Origin of the sequence: Stenotrophomonas sp. MH181796 (genome assembly GCF_009659995.1) — a bacterium.
Lineage (GTDB): Bacteria > Pseudomonadota > Gammaproteobacteria > Xanthomonadales > Xanthomonadaceae > Stenotrophomonas > Stenotrophomonas riyadhensis.
In genome coordinates this window covers 362,774-378,779 of sequence record NZ_RAHU01000001.1, presented here as the reverse complement: position 1 = coordinate 378,779, position 16,006 = coordinate 362,774, and the positions used below count along the sequence as shown (strand labels likewise).

Here is a 16,006-nt window from a genome sequence, read left to right as displayed (position 1 = left end):
TCACTCCACTGTCAAGTTGATGAATGCCCGATGGGCAGCTGGAAGGTCTCAACGGACTTGGATATTCGCAATAGGAAAATCACTCGCCGACATATAGGGAAACGCCTACGAGGCAGCAGTGGTAGGGGGGGGGCAGGGCTTCCTGAGCGGTTAAAACTTGCGGTTGAGCGAATCGCAGCGGCTGAGACGCTCGGCAATATCCTTCTGGTCATGCTTCCCATGCACGGCTACCAGGGTTTCCGCACCGCTCCCGTCCCCTCTGGCTGGGGCCAGCTGAGTGACAACTGGGTGCTGAGGTGGAGCGGTCGGCAGATCGCCCAAGTTTCCCCAGCCAAGGAACGCGGGGGGCGTGTGCACATCGGTGTCCAGAAGATGTGGCAGACCAAGGACGAATGGGCGGCCAGCCTTGTCCAAGGCAAGAGCGCTGGCAGCGCGTGTTGCCCTTGGCACTGATTCCTGGCCTTCTCTCGACCCCTTGCCTTCGCCGTATCGAGCGATGGGGTGATGTCACGTATGGGTCTATTGGGACTGCTGCGGGTCGCAGGCGGCACTGCCTCCACCAAGCCTCCAAGTCTTCTCGATGGATACGATCCGACTTGGCTCTCTGCCTGAGTCTTACAGCGGTCAGTCGCCCGCTATCAATAGCTCTGCGTATCGTCTTGGCAGAGCACGTGCTTTGTTCTGCCGCTTCTGCAACGGTCATTAGCTTGTCGGAAGGAGCCACTAGGGTTTCCCCTTGCGCTCGTCATGGTGCCGCAGCCGAGCCAGCGCTTCCTCCATCTGGGGCGAGGTAGGAACCAGGGAGGCGCCAGGTGTTCCCTCGAGATTTCCAGTTGCGGGAGTTTTCGGTTGCTCTGTACAGCTCGTTCTTCGCATAGAGCTGCTTGCCCATGAAGCTTCTGGGCACAAGGCCCAGATCAGGGGCGTTCCTTCGAAACTGACGGGACGACACGCCGGGGTAGTGGGCGGCCTCGTCTGCAGTACGCCAGTCCTTGCCTGAGAGATCGACGCGCATGATCGATAGCTGAGATCTCAGACCCTCAATTTCTGTGGACAGATTCTGGAGAGCTGGTTGGACCCAGCTGATATCAATGTCAGCCATGAGCATGCCTAGTAGATGTTGGAAGTTGGGAGCGCCGCGTCTCAGTCTATGAGCGTCGCGCGACCTAAGCTGGCAGAGCCCATTAGGGGTGAAGCTTGGGAGTCTCAGATGACGAATGTGACCTTCTACGTTGGGCCGCATCAGGATGACTGGCAGCTGTTCCGTGGGGAGCAGGCATATCTCGATATTCAATCGGGCGCCAGAGTGGTCTTTATTTACCTCACGGCTGGCGATGCAGGGGGCGGACCGGTTCCTGGATGGTGGAGTGCACGAGAGCAGGGAGCATTGGAGTCTTGTCGCTTGGCTACTGGACCAAATCCGCTGATTTGGGGGGTGAACTGGTTCAATGGCCGCCCCATTACCGGATGCGACTGTGGGAATACGACAAGCTACTTCTTGCGGCTACCAGATGGCTCGCTGGATGGGCTGAGAATCAACAGCGCACCAATCAGCGCTATTGATGGCTCGACCAGCTACCTTGGCTGGGAGGATGTCTGCCAAACACTCAAAGCTATCTTGGACGAGCATAAGGCGGCATCAACGAATGCGAGGCCGTACGTGAACGCTCCGGACTATGACGTTGCATTGAATCCCGAACCCAACACGGATCACACCGCCACCGGCTTCGCGGTACTGGCTGCCACGCCGAACGGATACAACCGTGCTTGGTGGGTGGGCTATGACATTGGAGAACGGCCAGAGAATATCGACTCGCTGGCGGCCGGGCGAAAAAGGGAGCTGCAGCAAGCGTACACAGGCCGAATTCTCAAGGAGACAACCGACGCGGGTTCACCCTATGACGATTGGGCAGAGGCCGGCAGCATCTACGAGGCTTGGATAAAGCGAAGCTACTCCCGCTCTGATTCTGGTGGCTGAGGATGGCTATTCGGCTGAATGGATCTGGGGTCCTATACGTCCCCAGGTCTGTTCACGGCAGAACGGATGCCGCGAGCAGTAGAGCGATGTGTGAGTCGATTAGTGATTCAAAAGTAGATTGAATTAGACTGATTTTTAATAAAATCAATCATTTTCGAGGATTTTGTGGGTGCTGGTGGACACCACATCAACGTCCGACGAAGTCCAGTGACGACGCCCCGATGGCTTCTGGCTGATGCATCAGGGGGGGCACCAAGGGCAGCACCTTGCGGCGATGCCCTTCCATTGAAGTGCCCTCAGGATCGCGGAAGATTCTCGATCGGACCCACGCGACCGGGCGGGGGCGGCTGACAGTTGCCGAAGCACCCACCACCACCGGGGAACCAGCCGCCGATCCCGCCACCACCGCCAGTGCTGCCACCACCTCCGCCGCCGCCAGACGGGGGTGTCGAGGCGAAGCTGTCTTCAGTGCCGCCTGACTCTTCTGCCGACTTCCCGCACGGCTTGCTGACGGTGATCATGCTTGAGCCGGTCATCATCATGATTTTTGTCTTGTACATGACGTTGCCGACGAAAGACGTGTTGCGCCATGCATCCGCACCGAAGGTCCTTTCAGCGGTCTCATCCAGTTTCTTGAGGAATGCCTTGTTGGGTGCCTCTGCAGAGGAGGCGCCGGCTTGCTTGGCTGCCGCGATATCTTTCAGGTCGACCGATATCGAGAACGGGAGCATTGGAAGAACGGTGCAGGCCAGAGCAACACCGGTAACGGTGAAAGCTGCGGTGGCCAGGACGAATTTACTTACAGGTTTCATTGCCATCCTTGCGAGTTGTCAACGGGGAACGGGCGGTAATCGGGAACGAACGCGTTGCCGGTTCTTCCCTGGTAAAGCTGGTTGAAAGTAGCGTTCAGACGAAGTGCTTCGGCCTCCCCCTGCATCCGCTCCTCGATAGTGAGTGGCGCAGAGAACATGATTTCCCTGCCAAGCGCGGCGGAAGGGTCTGCGCGCATCTCCAGGACACGCGAAACCGCGTATGCGTTGATGTTTCCCGCTCGACCGGTGGATGCGAAATGTGTCGCAAGCAACTGCAGCGCAAAGTAGTTGCCGTCCACTGCGGACGACATCATCTGGTCCAGGGCCGCTCGATCGGGGAGCCTTCGCGAGTCCAGCATCGTGCGGGCAAGCTTGTCGCCGTTACTGGCGGCCTGTTCCAGCAACGCATCGGGCGCGCTGGAATAGGAAGCCCACTGTGCGGTATTCGGATAGCCGTGTTCGTCCAGCCAGCGTTGCTCTTCGCGGCTACGCCCATCAAATGGATCATCGTCCTTGGGCTCCATGGCATCGCGATTCTGCGGAACACCAGGAAACAGCATGCTCGTGCTGCTTGCAGGCCGTGACGCGGTCGATGCCACTAGGGATGGTGAGGTGGCTGGATCGCTGCGCTGCCCGCCCGCCTGTTCAACACTCGGTGCTGTTTGCGAGGGCTGTGGCGTGGGGCGAAGGAGGAGAAAGGCCGCTACTGCTCCCGTGGCGAGTACGGCAATGATGAGTGCTGCAGCGAATTTCTGCGATGAACTTCGGTTTTCCATGATGCCGGGACAGGTTCCTTGCGTTGAATTCGTATTGCGCATATCTGGATCGCCTGCATACAACGGAGAAGTGGTGCACCCTCCCCCAGTCACCCGTGGTCCGGATTCAGTTTTCGTTTACGTTGCTGTGGTCTGGTCCGTCAGCTGACTTCGAAGATGATCTGCTCGCTGGTGCATTCCGGCACACTTGTCGGGCCCGATGGTGGGTGGCTCGCATGCAGGGATCGACCATGCCCAACACCGATACGTCCGTGGAAGACTTCACCACTGAAATCGAAGACAGCCGGCATCTGTTCGCCTGGTGCCTGGTGCGCTACGGCCAGATTCCCGAAGCGCTGGCAATCGAACACGCACGCCAACGCTATCCCGACCAGGCCCCTGGCTGCGAGTACGAGCACGCACTGATCTTCCACGACGAGCCCTGGCACTGGGCGATGCTGCACGTGTTGGGTGAAGGGTACTGGCACCAGAACCCGGAACTGGCGCAGCCGTCGCTGGCGTACGACACCGAGTCGGATGCGTTGTGCCTGGCTCGCGGTGAGTCGGTTCCCTTGCTGGATGAGGACGAGTATCTCGGTGCGCTTGCCCATGCCCGCCATATGCATGCGTGGACGCTGATCCATCAGGCAGGCATTGCCGAAGAGCAGGCGCAGCAGCAGGCGCTCGAACACTACGCCTACTTTCCGCCGCATCATCGTTGGCGGATGCGCGTCCACGATGCGCGTGCTGCATGGGGCGGCGTGATGGGTGCGCTGCACCTCGATGACTACTGGTCGCAGCCGGAGCTGCACACGCCACCACAGGCCTATTGGCATGCGTCGCGCGCTTTCGTTGCCGCGAATGGAATCCGCCTGCCGGATGGTCCGGGAAGTGCCTGAAGCACTTCCCGGATCCTTCACGATCAGCTCTCCAGGAACGCCAGCAGGTCGGCGTTGATCCGGTCGGCGTGCGTGGTCGGAATGCCGTGCGGTGCACCCTCGTAGGTGATCAGCGTGCCGTTCTTTACCAGCTTCGCGGAAAGGACGCCGGAGTCGGAATACGGCACCACCTGGTCGTCATCGCCGTGGATCACCAGCACCGGAATGGAAATGCCCTTCAGATCTTCGGTGAAATCGGTCTGCGAGAAGGCAACGATGCCGTCGTAGTGCGCCTTGGCCGAGCCTTGCATGCCCTGCCGCCACCAGTTCCAGATCACCGCGTCCGACGGCTTCGCGCCGGGGCGGTTGTAGCCGTAGAACGGTCCGGCCGGTACGTCATGGTAGAACTGCGCACGATTGGCGGCCAGCTGTGCCTGGAAATCGTCGAAGACCTCCTTGGGCGTGCCCTGTGGGTTGGCTGCGGTCTTGACCATCAACGGCGGCACCGAGCTGATCAATACCGCCTTGGACACGTTCTTCTCGCCATGGCGCGCGATGTAGCGCACCACCTGGCCGCCGCCGGTGGAATGGCCCACATGCATGGCACCCTGGGTGCCCAGCTTTTCGACCACTGCAGCAACATCGTCGGCATAGTGGTCCATGTCATGCCCGTCCCATACCTGGCTGGAGCGGCCGTGTCCGCGGCGATCGTGCGCGACCACGCGATAGCCCTTGTTGACGAAGAACAGCATCTGCGCGTCCCAATCGTCGGCGGTGAGCGGCCAGCCATGATGGAAATGGATGACCTTGGCGTCGCGCGGACCCCAGTCCTTGTAGAAGATCTCGACGCCGTCTTTGGTGGTAACCGTAGCCATTTCGGGGTTCCTCGCTGTTGGGTTTGGAGAACGTCCTGCGTCGCGGCGGCCTGCATCGGTGCAGGAGCAGGGACGCTGACGGTGAATCTCGCGGGAGTGGCCCCAGGCATGCGATTCCTTCTATGCTGAGGCAGCCATCACTCCGCCCGAATCCATTCTAGGTAGCGCTCTATCAATTGAAATTGGCGGAGGTGACATTCATGCGTATCGAAACTGACAAGCGGATCGAAGTCGCTCTGCTGATCTACCCGGATTGCCAGATGGCGGCCATCCATGGCCTGACCGATCTGTTTCGGATCGCGAATGAATGGGCTGCGTATCCTCACGAGGATGACCGGCGGTGCTTCATCCGGGTGACGCATTGGCAATGGAACCCGCAATCGGGCCGCATGGAATGTTGCTGGGACAGCGATCCCGGCGATGTGAACGCCCCTGGCTTCGTGATCTCGCCGCCGAGCGTGGCGATGCCTGAGCGCATGTCCGCGATGCCAAACGAGGCGCAGTGGCTAAAAACGCTCCATTCAGGCGGCACGATCATGTGCTCCGTCTGCGCGGGTGCTTTCGTGCTTGCCCAGACCGGCCTGCTTGCACGGCGACGGGTCACGACGCACTGGGCGTTCGCGGGCCTGCTTGCCGGCACCTACACCGACGTCCAGGTGACCACCGAGAACGTCGTCATCGATGATGGCGACGTCATTACGTCAGGCGCGATCCTTGCGTGGAATGATCTGGGCCTGTTGATCGTCGATCGCACGATGGGCTCCAGCGTGATGTTGGCAACGGCACGCTTCATGCTCAGTGACGGAATCCGGCAGGACCAGCGGCCACTGCAGGGATTCCTGCCAAAGCTGGATCACGATGACGCAGCGCTGCTGGCTGTCCAGCGATCCATCCTTGCCGAACCCGGATTGCGCCACACGGTCAGTACCCTGGCTGAGCGTGCCCACCTGACCGAAAGAACATTCATCCGGCGATTCCAGAAGGCCACGGGACTCAATCCGGCTGACTACATCCGGCAGGTCAGGATGGCCAAGGCCAGGGATGCGCTGCAGCTCGGCGATATCCCTGTTGCGCAACTGGCCTCGACATTGGGATACGACGATGTGAGCGCATTTCGCAAGGCATTCCAGAGCATCGTTGGCATGTCCCCTTCGGCCTACCGGAATCATTTCCGGATCAGGCGGCGCGCACAGCGATGAATTTCACCCGCGCCGCCCCCTGCCATCAATGCTGTACCGCCCAGCCCCAGTGCAGGCCAGCAGCAGGAAGCCACCGGCCAGCCCCAGGTTCTTCAGGAACATGATCTGCTGGGTCTGGTCGGCGAAGTTGTGATGGAAGATGAAAGCGGTGACCAGGCTGAAACCCACCAGCACGATCGACACCAGCCGGGTCTGGAAGCCGAACAGGATGCACAGTCCGCTGCCGATCTCGAAGGCGATGGTCGGCCAGAGCAGGATGCCGGGCACGCCCATCGCTTCCATGTAGCCCTGGGTGCCGCTGAGATCACCGAGCTTGCCCAGGCCGGAGATGAGGAACAGCGCCATCAGCAGGATGCGTGCAAGCAGGTAAGCGAGCGAATGGGATGAGTGGCTCACGTCGGTGTCCTCGGAGGTGGCCGGCGAAGGCGATCGGAGCCCACCGGCAGTGAAGCCCGTGTCTACGCCAAGGGCAAGACGCCTTGACAGCTGGCCGTCCGCAGGAGACCTTTCTCCCATGACGATTGATATTGAATCGCTCAGCCTTCGGGAGCTGGGCGCCTTGGTGGTTGCCGCTGAACAGCGGAAACAGCTCATTTCCAGCCGCCGCCCGGCCAGCGCGGTGCGGCGGATGTTGAAGGCCGCCGCGGCGGAGGCCGGTTACACCCTCGAAGAACTCTTCGGTGGCGAAGCCTCGGAAACACCTGCGCCCGCCCGCAAGCCCGCCCGCCGGAAATCCGGCAAAGTCGCGCCCAAGTATCGCGACCCGGAATACAAGCGCCTGACCTGGACCGGTCGCGGACGCATGCCGCGCTGGTTGGCGTCCAAGGTGTCGATGGGTCACAAGGCCACCGATTTCCTGATTCCTGGCCTGGCCAAGCCGACCGCCGGCAAGACCAGCACCATCGGCAAGCGGACCGTCATCAAGAAGGGATGAGGCTGCGGCACTGCTACGCTGCCCGGGTCTTTCAACCAAGGAGCACGGGATGGCACACGAGGGTGGCATGACGATCACGCCGAAAGTCCTGTACACAGCCGCAGGCGCGGCCGTGCTGGTCAGCCTGCTGGCCTGGGCGGTGGAATGGAGCGGGATGGCCTATGTCTGCCCATACTGCCGCGTGCAGCGCACGGTCATCGGCGTGCTGGGTGTGCTGACGCTGTTCGCGCGACCGGGCGGCCTCATCGTGCCGTGGTTGTCGTACACCGCGGGTGGCTTCGCGTTCATGGTCGCGGCGATGCAGCACTTCAACGGCTGGAAGCGCATTTCCGCCGGAGATTTCAGCTTCAACGCGCAGTGGTACATCGACCCGTGGCTGCTGTCAGGTTGCGCGATGCTGATCCTGGTGGCGCAGCTGATGCTGGTGCAGGCCGCATGTCGGCGCAGTCTGCACTGAGGCCTGCCCACGGGCGTAGCGTCAGGCGTTCTGGAACACCGCCAGCTGCGCAGCAAACGCACGCTGGTAGGCGGGGCGCTGCGTTGCACGGCCCACATAGGCCACCACCTGCGGGTACTCATCGAGGAGGCCGCTGCTCTTCAGGCGCAGCAGCACCGAAACCATCATCAGGTCGCCGGCGCTGAACTCGCCCTCCAGCCACAACGCCGATCCCAACCAGGCGGACAGCTGCGCCAGCCGCATACGCACACGCTCATCGAGCATCGGCAGGCGCTGCGCATACCAGGGCTGTTCGCGCTCCAGCACCCAGGCCATCGAGCGCTCGACGATGGGCGGCTCCACCGTATTCAATGCAGCGAACACCCACATGATCGCGCGCATGCGTGCATCTGGATCAGCAGGAAGCAGGCCGGCATGCTGCTCGGCCAGGTACAGCACGATCGCGCCGGATTCGAACAGGACCTGGCCGCCGTCCTGCCAGGTGGGGATCTGCCCGAAGGGGTTGCGGGCCAGGTGCGCGGGCTGCTTCAGCTCGGCAAAGCCGAGCAGCTGCACGTTGTAGGGCACGCCCAGCTCCTCCAGCGCCCAGCGCACGCGCATGTCACGGGCCAGGCCCTGGCCGCGGTCCGGGGAAGTAGCGAAGGCGGTGAGGATCGGGCACATCGTGGCACTCCTGCAGGTCGAAGGGCCTGCCTTTCCTGTTCCGACGAACGACGGGGCGGGAAATCGACACCCTTCCCGGGACGGCGGGCGATACACTGCCCCCCACCCACCACTCCTGTGCCTCCTCATGTGGCAGCGCCGCACTTCCCTGGCCGAACTGCAGCAGCAACGCGATGTGCTGCAGGCTGAGATGGATGCGGACGCCCAGCGATGGGTCTCACAGCTTCCGCCGGATGATCTCGTGGCAGCGCTGATGCCGCAGTCGCGCCGGCTTCAGGAGCTCAATCAGCTGATCCTGCGGGCTACACCACCGCGTGAACTGATGAAGCGCCTGAAGGCGCTTGAGCGCCAGCTGCTCGAACCCGGTACACAGAACGCAGGCGTGCGGAGGGGACTGGAAGATGAACTGCGCGATCTGCACCTCTATTTCAGCAATCCCCGCCGTCGCCCATTGACGGCAAAGGTCATTCTCATCCTGTTCGCCTGCGTTCTGGCCGCCTTGTTCCTGCCGAGGCTGCTTGCGGACCTGCTGATCGCTCTCTAGGCCGCCCTCACCCCGCCCGATGCAGCTTCCGGTACTGATCCGGCGTGCACTGCGCGTGCCGCTTGAACATCTCGGCGAAGGCGCTGACGCCGGAATAGCCCAGCTCCTCGGCGATCCGGCTGATCGGCCGGCGGGTGCACAGCGCCTCGGTGGCGCGCACGAACTTCACCCGTCCACGCCAGTCGCCGAGCGACATGCCCAGCTCGCTACGTGCCATGCGCTCCAGCTTGCGCACGCTCATGTGGTGGCGCTGCGCGATTTCGGCAACCGATTCGGCCATCGACAGGTGTTTCTCCATGTACGCCATCACCTGCTTCAGTGCATCGCTGCTGGCGATCGGCAGGAAGCTGGGCAGTACGGCCGCATTGACGATCTGGTCGATCACCACGGCGGCCATGCGCCGCTGGGCCGGGGTCCGCGGATCGGTCACGCCCTGCCGTGCCAGTTCGTGCAGCAGCTCGCGCAGCAGCGGGCTGACTTCCAGTGCACGGCAGCGATCAGGCAAGCGGCGTGACAAGGCCGGCGACAGATAGGCCGAGCGGTAGGCCAGCTGCGAGCGGTTGCGCGAGTAGTGGGCCATTCCCGGTGGAATCCAGATCGCGTAGTGCGGCGGGGACACCATCCATTCGCCGTCGATCTTCATCTCCATCACACCCTGCGCGACGAAGTTGAACTGGCCCCACGGATGGCTGTGCGTCCCCCAGTCCGTGGGCTCCATCGCACCCTGCCGGAAGTAGATCGGACCGGGCAGCTGGCGGAAGGTGGGGATTGGCTCCATCGGTTGCCGCAAGCCGGGGTCGGTGTGGCGCATTTTCGGGATGTCCTCGATATGCGCCAAGCGTACGCTGGGCAATCCCCCACGTACACCCGCGTTCCGTGAACTATCTTTTCCCGATCCTCGCCTGCCTGCTGTGGGGCGCGAACACCATCGTCACCAAGCTCGCCTCGGGCTCGGTCGGCCCCATCGACATCGGCTTCTTCCGCTGGCTGGTCGCGGCGGTGGTCCTGCTGCCGTTCGCGCTGCCACGTCTGCGCGAAAACCTGCCGACCGTGCGCGCCAATCTCGGGCGCTTCCTGGTGCTGGGCTGCCTGGGTGGGGTGATGTACCAGTGCCTGGCCTACTATGCGGCGCACTTCACCTCGGCCACCAACATGGGGGTGATCCAGGCGCTGATTCCGTTGATCGCGCTGGCGCTGTCGCGCGTGTTCATGGGCCATCCGGTGCGAGGCACTTCCATTCTTGGCGCGGTGATCTCCACTGCCGGTGTGGTGGCGGTGGTCTCGCAGGGCGACCTGGCGCGGTTGGCAGCGCAGGGCCTGAACCGCGGCGACGCGATCATGCTGATCGGTGCATTGGCGTTCGCCGCCTACAACGTGCTGATGCAGCGCTGGAAGATTCCGCTGTCGGTGCTGGAGTCGCTGTTCCTGCAGGCCACCGCTGCATCGCTGATCCTGTTGCCGGTACAGCTGCTGGTCGGCACCGGGGTGAACAACCTCACGGCGGTCGGCTGCATCGGCTTCGCCGCCGTGTGCGCTTCGATCCTGGCGCCGCTGACCTGGATGACCGGACTGTCACGCCTGGGCGCTGCGCGCGTCTCTGGCTTCTTCAACCTGGTGCCGATCGTGACCGCCGCACTGGCTGTACTGCTGCTGGGAGAATCGCTCAGTGGCTGGGTACTGGGCGGTGGCCTGCTGGCGGTGTCCGGCGTGGTGTTCGCCGAGTACAGCGCCAGGCGCGCTGCTGCAGTGCCGAGCGAGCAGCCCGCATAGGGCTTCGGTCATGCGGGATACGTGTCTCCGCTCAGCGCCTGTTCCACCCGCTGTTGCAGCGCGTCTGCATCATGGCCGCGTTTGCCCTGCAGGCTGAGATACAGCGAAAGAGGGTCCACCACATCGCCAATACTGGTGAATGCCGGCGGATAGGCCCAGATCTGCAGCCGTGCGCTCTGGAGGCAGTCCGGACCGGGCAGGGGAAGTGCGCCCAGCAGGCGCCACGCATCGATGTGCAGTGCGCGGGTGCCACCGATCGGGGGCGGTGACGTTTCAGCAAGCGCGTCGAGGCCTGCCGTCGGCGCCGGATGCCCCGCATCGCGGAGTGCCTCGGCGGTCGGGCCCCAGCAGACATCCACTTCCTTCAGGATGGGGGAACGCAGGAACGGCTGTGCCCTGGCCCAGACCTCGTCGCGGTTGCCGGCCAGCTTCAGGAAGCGCTCGCGGCCACCGGTGGAGCGCTCGACCAGGCCGCGACCGACCAGTTCGGCAGACAGGCGCGACGCCGTCATCGAGGTGTAGCCGGCGACGGCACTGATCTCGCGCGGTGACCACCAGCGCGACTGGCCGCTCAGCAGCACATGGATCAGCACGGCCTGCGCCGAAGGCAGCAGCGAGATGGCCTTCTTCTCATGATCGGGGTCGTCGCGGAACTCAATGGCCAGGCTGGGCGCGAACAACTGAGTGTGCGGGACCACGAAGTCGATGTGGTTCTCGACCAGGAAGCGGCGCTGGGTCGGCGTGAGATAGGGCGAGACGTACAGCACCAGTGCATTCGCTGCAGAGCGCAGGCAGCGCACATCCTGGATCACGCGGGTGCTGGATTCGCCTGGTTCGCGGGCCACGGCGAGCATGGCGGGGGTTTCCCCGTACAGCATCAGCCCGGCGAGGTGGTAACGCGATGCCATGGCGTGTGGAATGGCATGCGATGAAGCAAGTGGATGCACCGCCGAGGCAAGCCCCGGGAGAATCCTGCGCAGGTACCGCTGCGCGTCAGCGACCAGGTCGGTCAGGCCGGTGCGAACTGCCGTCGTCATCTCGTACTTCCCTTGCGGCGGCATGTCCGGAAGATCGGAACCCGGCCACACCGTCACATTCAGTGGTGAACCTGGAGACGGACGTGCAGTGTCGGGGCGCGTGGCAATCCATGCGGTCCTGCTCCTCAGCCGTCATGACATCAGTGTTGCCGGGAACCTTGGAGATTCCGTCGAAGAACAATGGAGATTGGGTGGAGGCGGTGTGCATCGTGGCCGGCGGACTCCCCTTCCGCCGGCCACGAGCACGGACATGCCCGTCAGAAGCGCTGCGAGTACTTCACGTACACGGTGCGGCCGATATCGAAGCCACCGTAGTAGGGGAAGGAGCTGGACGGCTTGGAGAACATGATCGGGCCCTGGTGGTTGAACACGTTGTTCGAACCCAGCGCCACGGTGCCATCCCACGGCAGCTTGTAGCTGACCTGGATGTCGTGGAAGGCATTCGAACCGACCTTGCGCAGGGCATCCGGTTCACCGTAGGCGTAGCGGTCGGGCAGGGTGCAAGGACGGTTCGGTACGCAGTTTTCCACCATGCCGGAGTAGTAGCGCACGGTGTACTGCGTGCTGAAGTTGCCGAGCTGCCAGTTCACGCCCAGGTTCGAGCGCAGGCGGGAAATACCCGGCTGGCCGATCCGGCCCATCATGATCGTATCGCCGGCCGAATTCTGGTTCTGCTCGTCGTACTTGGAGACATAGCTGTTCTGCAGGTCAATGGTGAAGCGGCCGAACGAGAACTCGGGCAGGCGGTAGCGGATGCCCAGGTCCCAGCCTTCGGTTTCCATCGAGCCCAGATTGGCCAGGCCGTAGAACATGCTGGTGATGTGGCCATCGCCAGCGCGCTTGACGCTGCCGCAGCGCGACGCGTTGCCGAGCACGTAGCAGTCACGCAGGATACGGTCGACGCTGTCCTGGATGATCATGTTGGTGATCTTGTAGCTGTACCAGTCGAGGTTGATGTCCAGCCCGTCGACCCAGCGCGGGCTCCAGACCACGCCCACGGTCTTGCTCTTGGACTCTTCCGGGCGCAGCTTCGGATCGGAGCCGGTGGTGAACTCGTCAGGCGTGGCGCACGGATAGCTGGCGCAGGGCTTCAGGCTCTGGTTCAGCTGCTGGTAGCCCAGCGGGACGCCGGCAGCGTTGCAGGCAGCGTTGCCGTTGACGCTGTTGGTGGCGCCGATGCCGCACGGGTCGACATAGGTTTCGAAGCTGGTGCCCAGGCCGCCATACAGATCGGAGATGCTCGGTGCGCGGAAGCCTTCGGCGAAGGTGCCGCGGATCATGAGCTCTTCGATCGGACGCCAGGCGAAGCTCGCCTTGGAATTGGTGGTGCTGCCGAAGTTGCTGTAGTCGGAGTAGCGCGTAGCCAGGTTCACGGTCAGTTCCTTGGCGAACGGCAGGTCGCGCAGGATCGGCACGTTCACTTCAGCGAAGAACTCGTTGAGGCTGTAGTCACCGGCGGTGGTGGAGGCGCCCAGTGCAGTGCTCTGGCGCGACTGGGCGAAGGCATCAGGCACGAAGCGGCCTTCTTCCTTGCGGTACTGGTAGCCTAGCGCGACGGACAGGTCACCGGCGGGCAGTTCGATCACCGGGCCGGAGATGTTGGCGAAGTAACTGCGGGTCTTGGTGATGCCGGTATCGTTGAACGTCGGGAACAAGAAGCGCTGCAGTTCGGGATCGGAGAGAGAGCCAGCCCCCGCGACTCCGAACGGCAGCAAAGGATTCCAGGCCAGGCAACCCGAGACCGGCGATGCCGCCGTGCCACACCGGGCCACACCGTTGGCATCGAGGTAGGAGGGCCCCAATGCCTGCCGGGAAGCGATCAGGCTCATGTCGCCACGGCCTGTTTTTGTAACTTCATTGCGGTTGAACAACGCGCCGACTTCCCAGTCGTATGTCTTGGTGCCCAGCTCGAAGTAGCCGGACAGACTGGGTGCAACCCGCAGCGACTTCAGCTTGCTCTCGGTGGTGCGTGGCACCTCCCACAGGCGGCGATTGAACGCAATGCTGTGGTCGACCGGGTTGAACACGCTGGCCGCATCCAGCGGCGTGCCGAACTTGGTCGACTGGTACGGGTAGCCCGCGATCTGCTGGTCGGTGGTGCGCTCGTTGTAACCGATGTCGGCAGTGAACTTGATCTGGTCGGTCAGCGCGTAGTCGGTGCTGAGGAACAGCGAGCGGCGCTCGATGCCGGTCTGCAGGTGCATCTGCTCGTTGCCGTTGGCGAACTCGGCCGGCGTTATCGGGTGGTAGTCGTTCGGGTTCTTTGGATCGCCACCACGATTGAGGGTCTTGAACACCGCATCACCGGTATTGCACTTGTAGAGCGCCGGGTCGCACCACGAACCGTTCTGGCTGATGTTGCTCCAGTCCGCGCCCGGATAGTTGGGGCCGGCGCCGCCGTACCGGGAGAACTCGCGGTCGCGGGCAAACACCGGGTCTGACTTCTGGTATTCCAGTGCGAGGGTGTATCCGCCACGCTCCCCACGGGCGCCGGTGACCAGCGAGAACGTGCTGTCCTTGCCATCGCCCTGGCTGAACTGTCCGTGCTGCATGGACACTTCCAGGCCTTCGTAGTTCTTGCGGGTGATGATGTTGACCACGCCAGCGATTGCATCCGAGCCGTACAGCGAGGAGGCGCCGTCCTTCAGCACGTCGATGCGTTCCACCGCGCTCATCGGAATCTGGCTGAGATCCTGCAGGCCGCTGGTGGTGGCGCCGAGCCGCTTGCCGTTGACCAGCACCAGGGTGCGCGTGGCACCCAGATTGCGGATGTTGACGTAGTAGCCGCCAACGTTCTCGCCGGACGCCAACGCGCGCGCACGCGAAATGGTTGGCGCGCCGGTGGAGGTCAGGTTCTGCAGCAGGTCGGCGATGGTGGTGAAGCCCTGCTGCTCGATCATCGCGCGGGTGATGGCGATGATCGGCTGCTGCGTTTCGATATCCACGCTGCGGATGGCCGAGCCGGTCACCTGGATGCGATCGAGGTTCTTCGGTGTTTTATCGCTGTCATCCTGCGCATGCGCGGCCGGTGACCAGGCAGCGGCCAAGGCCGTGCCCACTGCCAGGGAAAGCAGGGTGTACTTGTAGTGCATTTGGCTCTCTCCAAATCCAGTTGAATGGGTTTCCGCATCGCTGCGTGGAAACCGATCTGAAATCCCGCTGTGCGGAATCGGAAGGAACCTAACACTCCGTTTACAACTCGATTACGTTATGGACGCGTTATCGTCGCGCGCCGGATACAGCGTTCATGCACAGGCCATGCACGAAACCGCGACGCGCACCGAGGGTGCTCTGCTTCAGTCTGGCTGCGGGCTGATGACAGACTCCAGGAGACATCCGATGAATACCCCCGGCAAACCAAGACCTACGTGGAAGCAGTGGCATGTGCTGTTGCTGGTGCTTGCCATCGCACTGCTGGTGACGCTGATCATCGTCATCGCGCCATGGTGAGTCGTCGGCGTTCTGCTCAGGTACCGTGAACGCGGAAATGCGACGGGATGAAGGAGTCAGGGCGCGTTGAGGGTGGTGATGCATGCATCAATTCGTACTCACCCAATCGGCACATTCAAACCTCCACAGTGGTTCCGAAGGCAACGCACTCGCGCTGTCATTCTCCATAGACCATCGAGCACACAGGAGCGATTCCATGAGCACCCAGTCCACCATCGAACACCGCCTCAACGACCTGATCGAGATTGCCCGTGATGGCAAGTCGTTCTATGAAGAAGCGGCGACCAAGGTAAAGGACGCCGAGCTGTCGGCCCTGTTCACCCGCATTGCCGGCGTCAAGGGCCGCATCGTCGCCGGACTGAGCGGCTCGGTTGCTGCCAGCGGTGGCAAGCCGGCCGAGCACGGCACCGTGGTCGGTTCGATGCAGCAGTTCTATGGCAAGGTCCGCGCCGCATTCGGCGACACCAACTATGGTTACGTGGCCGAGCTGGAAGAGTCCGAAGACCGGCTGCTTGGCGCGTTCAAGGACGTGCTGAAGGACAACGAACTGCCGCCGGCCGTGCGCCAGGAAGTCACCCAGTTGCTGCCTGAAGTGCAGGAGTGCCACAACGTGATGCGTGCGCGCAAGCACGCCATGAAGGCGGCCTGACGATC

The 16,006-nt window shown here is 62.7% G+C and carries 16 protein-coding genes; 8 read left to right on the top strand and 8 right to left on the bottom strand.

The window, feature by feature from the left end:
* Positions 1 to 1,210 precede the first annotated feature (1,210 nt).
* A complete protein-coding gene (locus D5301_RS01695; RefSeq protein WP_162622098.1) occupies positions 1,211 to 1,978 on the top strand; it encodes a PIG-L family deacetylase in 768 nt (255 codons plus the stop codon).
* 296 nt (positions 1,979 to 2,274) lie between these two features.
* Here D5301_RS01695 and D5301_RS01690 read toward each other — a convergent pair whose 3' ends face one another.
* Together D5301_RS01690 and D5301_RS01685 are read right to left on the bottom strand one after the other, a co-directional pair.
* The gene (locus D5301_RS01690) at positions 2,275 to 2,790 is read right to left on the bottom strand and encodes a hypothetical protein (RefSeq protein ID WP_153854597.1); all 516 of its coding nucleotides are present in this window, start codon (positions 2,788 to 2,790) and stop codon (positions 2,275 to 2,277) included.
* Positions 2,787 to 3,608 carry a hypothetical protein gene (locus tag D5301_RS01685; protein WP_153854596.1) on the bottom strand — a complete coding sequence of 274 codons (822 nt, stop codon included), beginning with the start codon at positions 3,606 to 3,608 and terminating at the stop codon, positions 2,787 to 2,789. Before D5301_RS01685 ends, D5301_RS01690 begins: the two co-directional genes overlap by 4 nt.
* A 188-nt stretch (positions 3,609 to 3,796) precedes the next feature.
* Between D5301_RS01685 and D5301_RS01680 the strand changes: the two genes are divergently transcribed.
* Positions 3,797 to 4,444 (top strand): hypothetical protein, encoded by a 648-nt coding sequence (locus D5301_RS01680; RefSeq protein ID WP_153854849.1) that lies wholly within the window; start codon positions 3,797 to 3,799, stop codon positions 4,442 to 4,444.
* Positions 4,445 to 4,467: 23 nt separating this feature from the next.
* On the opposite strand, the gene D5301_RS01675 is transcribed toward D5301_RS01680, so the two are convergent.
* Positions 4,468 to 5,298 (bottom strand): alpha/beta hydrolase, encoded by an 831-nt coding sequence (locus tag D5301_RS01675; protein WP_153854595.1) that lies wholly within the window; start codon positions 5,296 to 5,298, stop codon positions 4,468 to 4,470.
* Between the two features lie 200 nt (positions 5,299 to 5,498).
* Here D5301_RS01675 and D5301_RS01670 point away from each other — a divergent pair, with 200 nt between their 5' ends.
* A complete protein-coding gene (locus D5301_RS01670) occupies positions 5,499 to 6,497 on the top strand; it encodes a helix-turn-helix domain-containing protein (RefSeq protein WP_228756289.1) in 999 nt (332 codons plus the stop codon).
* A 3-nt stretch (positions 6,498 to 6,500) separates the two neighbouring features.
* Here D5301_RS01670 and D5301_RS01665 read toward each other — a convergent pair whose 3' ends face one another.
* Positions 6,501 to 6,893 (bottom strand): DoxX family protein, encoded by a 393-nt coding sequence (locus D5301_RS01665; protein WP_032128569.1) that lies wholly within the window; start codon positions 6,891 to 6,893, stop codon positions 6,501 to 6,503.
* Between the two features lie 118 nt (positions 6,894 to 7,011).
* Here D5301_RS01665 and D5301_RS01660 point away from each other — a divergent pair, with 118 nt between their 5' ends.
* Positions 7,012 to 7,431 (top strand): H-NS histone family protein, encoded by a 420-nt coding sequence (locus D5301_RS01660; protein WP_111113055.1) that lies wholly within the window; start codon positions 7,012 to 7,014, stop codon positions 7,429 to 7,431.
* Between the two features lie 49 nt (positions 7,432 to 7,480).
* Complete coding sequence (locus D5301_RS01655) at positions 7,481 to 7,888, top strand: hypothetical protein (RefSeq protein ID WP_110713854.1); 408 nt, start codon at positions 7,481 to 7,483, stop codon at positions 7,886 to 7,888.
* Positions 7,889 to 7,909: 21 nt separating this feature from the next.
* On the opposite strand, the gene D5301_RS01650 is transcribed toward D5301_RS01655, so the two are convergent.
* Positions 7,910 to 8,551, bottom strand: a complete 642-nt coding sequence (locus tag D5301_RS01650; RefSeq protein ID WP_110713852.1) for a glutathione S-transferase family protein — start codon at positions 8,549 to 8,551, stop codon at positions 7,910 to 7,912.
* Between the two features lie 127 nt (positions 8,552 to 8,678).
* On the opposite strand from D5301_RS01650, the gene D5301_RS01645 reads away from it, so the two are divergent.
* The gene (locus D5301_RS01645) at positions 8,679 to 9,095 is read left to right on the top strand and encodes a hypothetical protein (RefSeq protein WP_049461991.1); all 417 of its coding nucleotides are present in this window, start codon (positions 8,679 to 8,681) and stop codon (positions 9,093 to 9,095) included.
* 7 nt (positions 9,096 to 9,102) lie between these two features.
* Here the strand turns inward: D5301_RS01645 and D5301_RS01640 are convergent, their stop codons facing one another.
* On the bottom strand, positions 9,103 to 9,906 hold the full coding sequence (locus D5301_RS01640) for a helix-turn-helix transcriptional regulator (protein ID WP_153854593.1): 804 nt from the start codon (positions 9,904 to 9,906) through the stop codon (positions 9,103 to 9,105).
* A 65-nt stretch (positions 9,907 to 9,971) separates the two neighbouring features.
* Between D5301_RS01640 and D5301_RS01635 the strand changes: the two genes are divergently transcribed.
* Positions 9,972 to 10,865, top strand: coding sequence for a DMT family transporter (locus D5301_RS01635; protein ID WP_110713850.1), 894 nt, complete (start codon positions 9,972 to 9,974; stop codon positions 10,863 to 10,865).
* Between the two features lie 8 nt (positions 10,866 to 10,873).
* On the opposite strand, the gene D5301_RS01630 is transcribed toward D5301_RS01635, so the two are convergent.
* Both D5301_RS01630 and D5301_RS01625 read right to left on the bottom strand, forming a co-directional pair.
* Complete coding sequence (locus tag D5301_RS01630; RefSeq protein ID WP_110713849.1) at positions 10,874 to 11,902, bottom strand: hypothetical protein; 1,029 nt, start codon at positions 11,900 to 11,902, stop codon at positions 10,874 to 10,876.
* Positions 11,903 to 12,159: 257 nt separating this feature from the next.
* Positions 12,160 to 14,994 (bottom strand): TonB-dependent receptor, encoded by a 2,835-nt coding sequence (locus tag D5301_RS01625; protein WP_153854592.1) that lies wholly within the window; start codon positions 14,992 to 14,994, stop codon positions 12,160 to 12,162.
* 554 nt (positions 14,995 to 15,548) lie between these two features.
* On the opposite strand from D5301_RS01625, the gene D5301_RS01620 reads away from it, so the two are divergent.
* Entirely contained in the window at positions 15,549 to 16,001 is a 453-nt protein-coding gene (locus D5301_RS01620) for a PA2169 family four-helix-bundle protein (protein WP_153854591.1), read from the top strand.
* The last annotated feature ends 5 nt before the right edge of the window (positions 16,002 to 16,006 follow it).

Bases quoted from the DNA above. Each gene is read 5' to 3' on its own strand.
- D5301_RS01630 (WP_110713849.1), bottom strand. From the start codon at position 11,902: ATGACGACGGCAGTTCGCACCGGCCTGACCGACCTGGTCGCTGACGCG.
- D5301_RS01685 (WP_153854596.1), bottom strand. From the start codon at position 3,608: ATGCGCAATACGAATTCAACGCAAGGAACCTGTCCCGGCATCATGGAA.
- D5301_RS01650 (WP_110713852.1), bottom strand. From the start codon at position 8,551: ATGTGCCCGATCCTCACCGCCTTCGCTACTTCCCCGGACCGCGGCCAG.
- D5301_RS01690 (WP_153854597.1), bottom strand. From the start codon at position 2,790: ATGAAACCTGTAAGTAAATTCGTCCTGGCCACCGCAGCTTTCACCGTT.
- D5301_RS01670 (WP_228756289.1), top strand. From the start codon at position 5,499: ATGCGTATCGAAACTGACAAGCGGATCGAAGTCGCTCTGCTGATCTAC.
- D5301_RS01655 (WP_110713854.1), top strand. From the start codon at position 7,481: ATGGCACACGAGGGTGGCATGACGATCACGCCGAAAGTCCTGTACACA.
- D5301_RS01675 (WP_153854595.1), bottom strand. From the start codon at position 5,298: ATGGCTACGGTTACCACCAAAGACGGCGTCGAGATCTTCTACAAGGAC.
- D5301_RS01640 (WP_153854593.1), bottom strand. From the start codon at position 9,906: ATGCGCCACACCGACCCCGGCTTGCGGCAACCGATGGAGCCAATCCCC.
- D5301_RS01620 (WP_153854591.1), top strand. From the start codon at position 15,549: ATGAGCACCCAGTCCACCATCGAACACCGCCTCAACGACCTGATCGAG.
- D5301_RS01695 (WP_162622098.1), top strand. From the start codon at position 1,211: ATGACGAATGTGACCTTCTACGTTGGGCCGCATCAGGATGACTGGCAG.
- D5301_RS01660 (WP_111113055.1), top strand. From the start codon at position 7,012: ATGACGATTGATATTGAATCGCTCAGCCTTCGGGAGCTGGGCGCCTTG.
- D5301_RS01680 (WP_153854849.1), top strand. From the start codon at position 3,797: ATGCCCAACACCGATACGTCCGTGGAAGACTTCACCACTGAAATCGAA.
- D5301_RS01645 (WP_049461991.1), top strand. From the start codon at position 8,679: ATGTGGCAGCGCCGCACTTCCCTGGCCGAACTGCAGCAGCAACGCGAT.
- D5301_RS01625 (WP_153854592.1), bottom strand. From the start codon at position 14,994: ATGCACTACAAGTACACCCTGCTTTCCCTGGCAGTGGGCACGGCCTTG.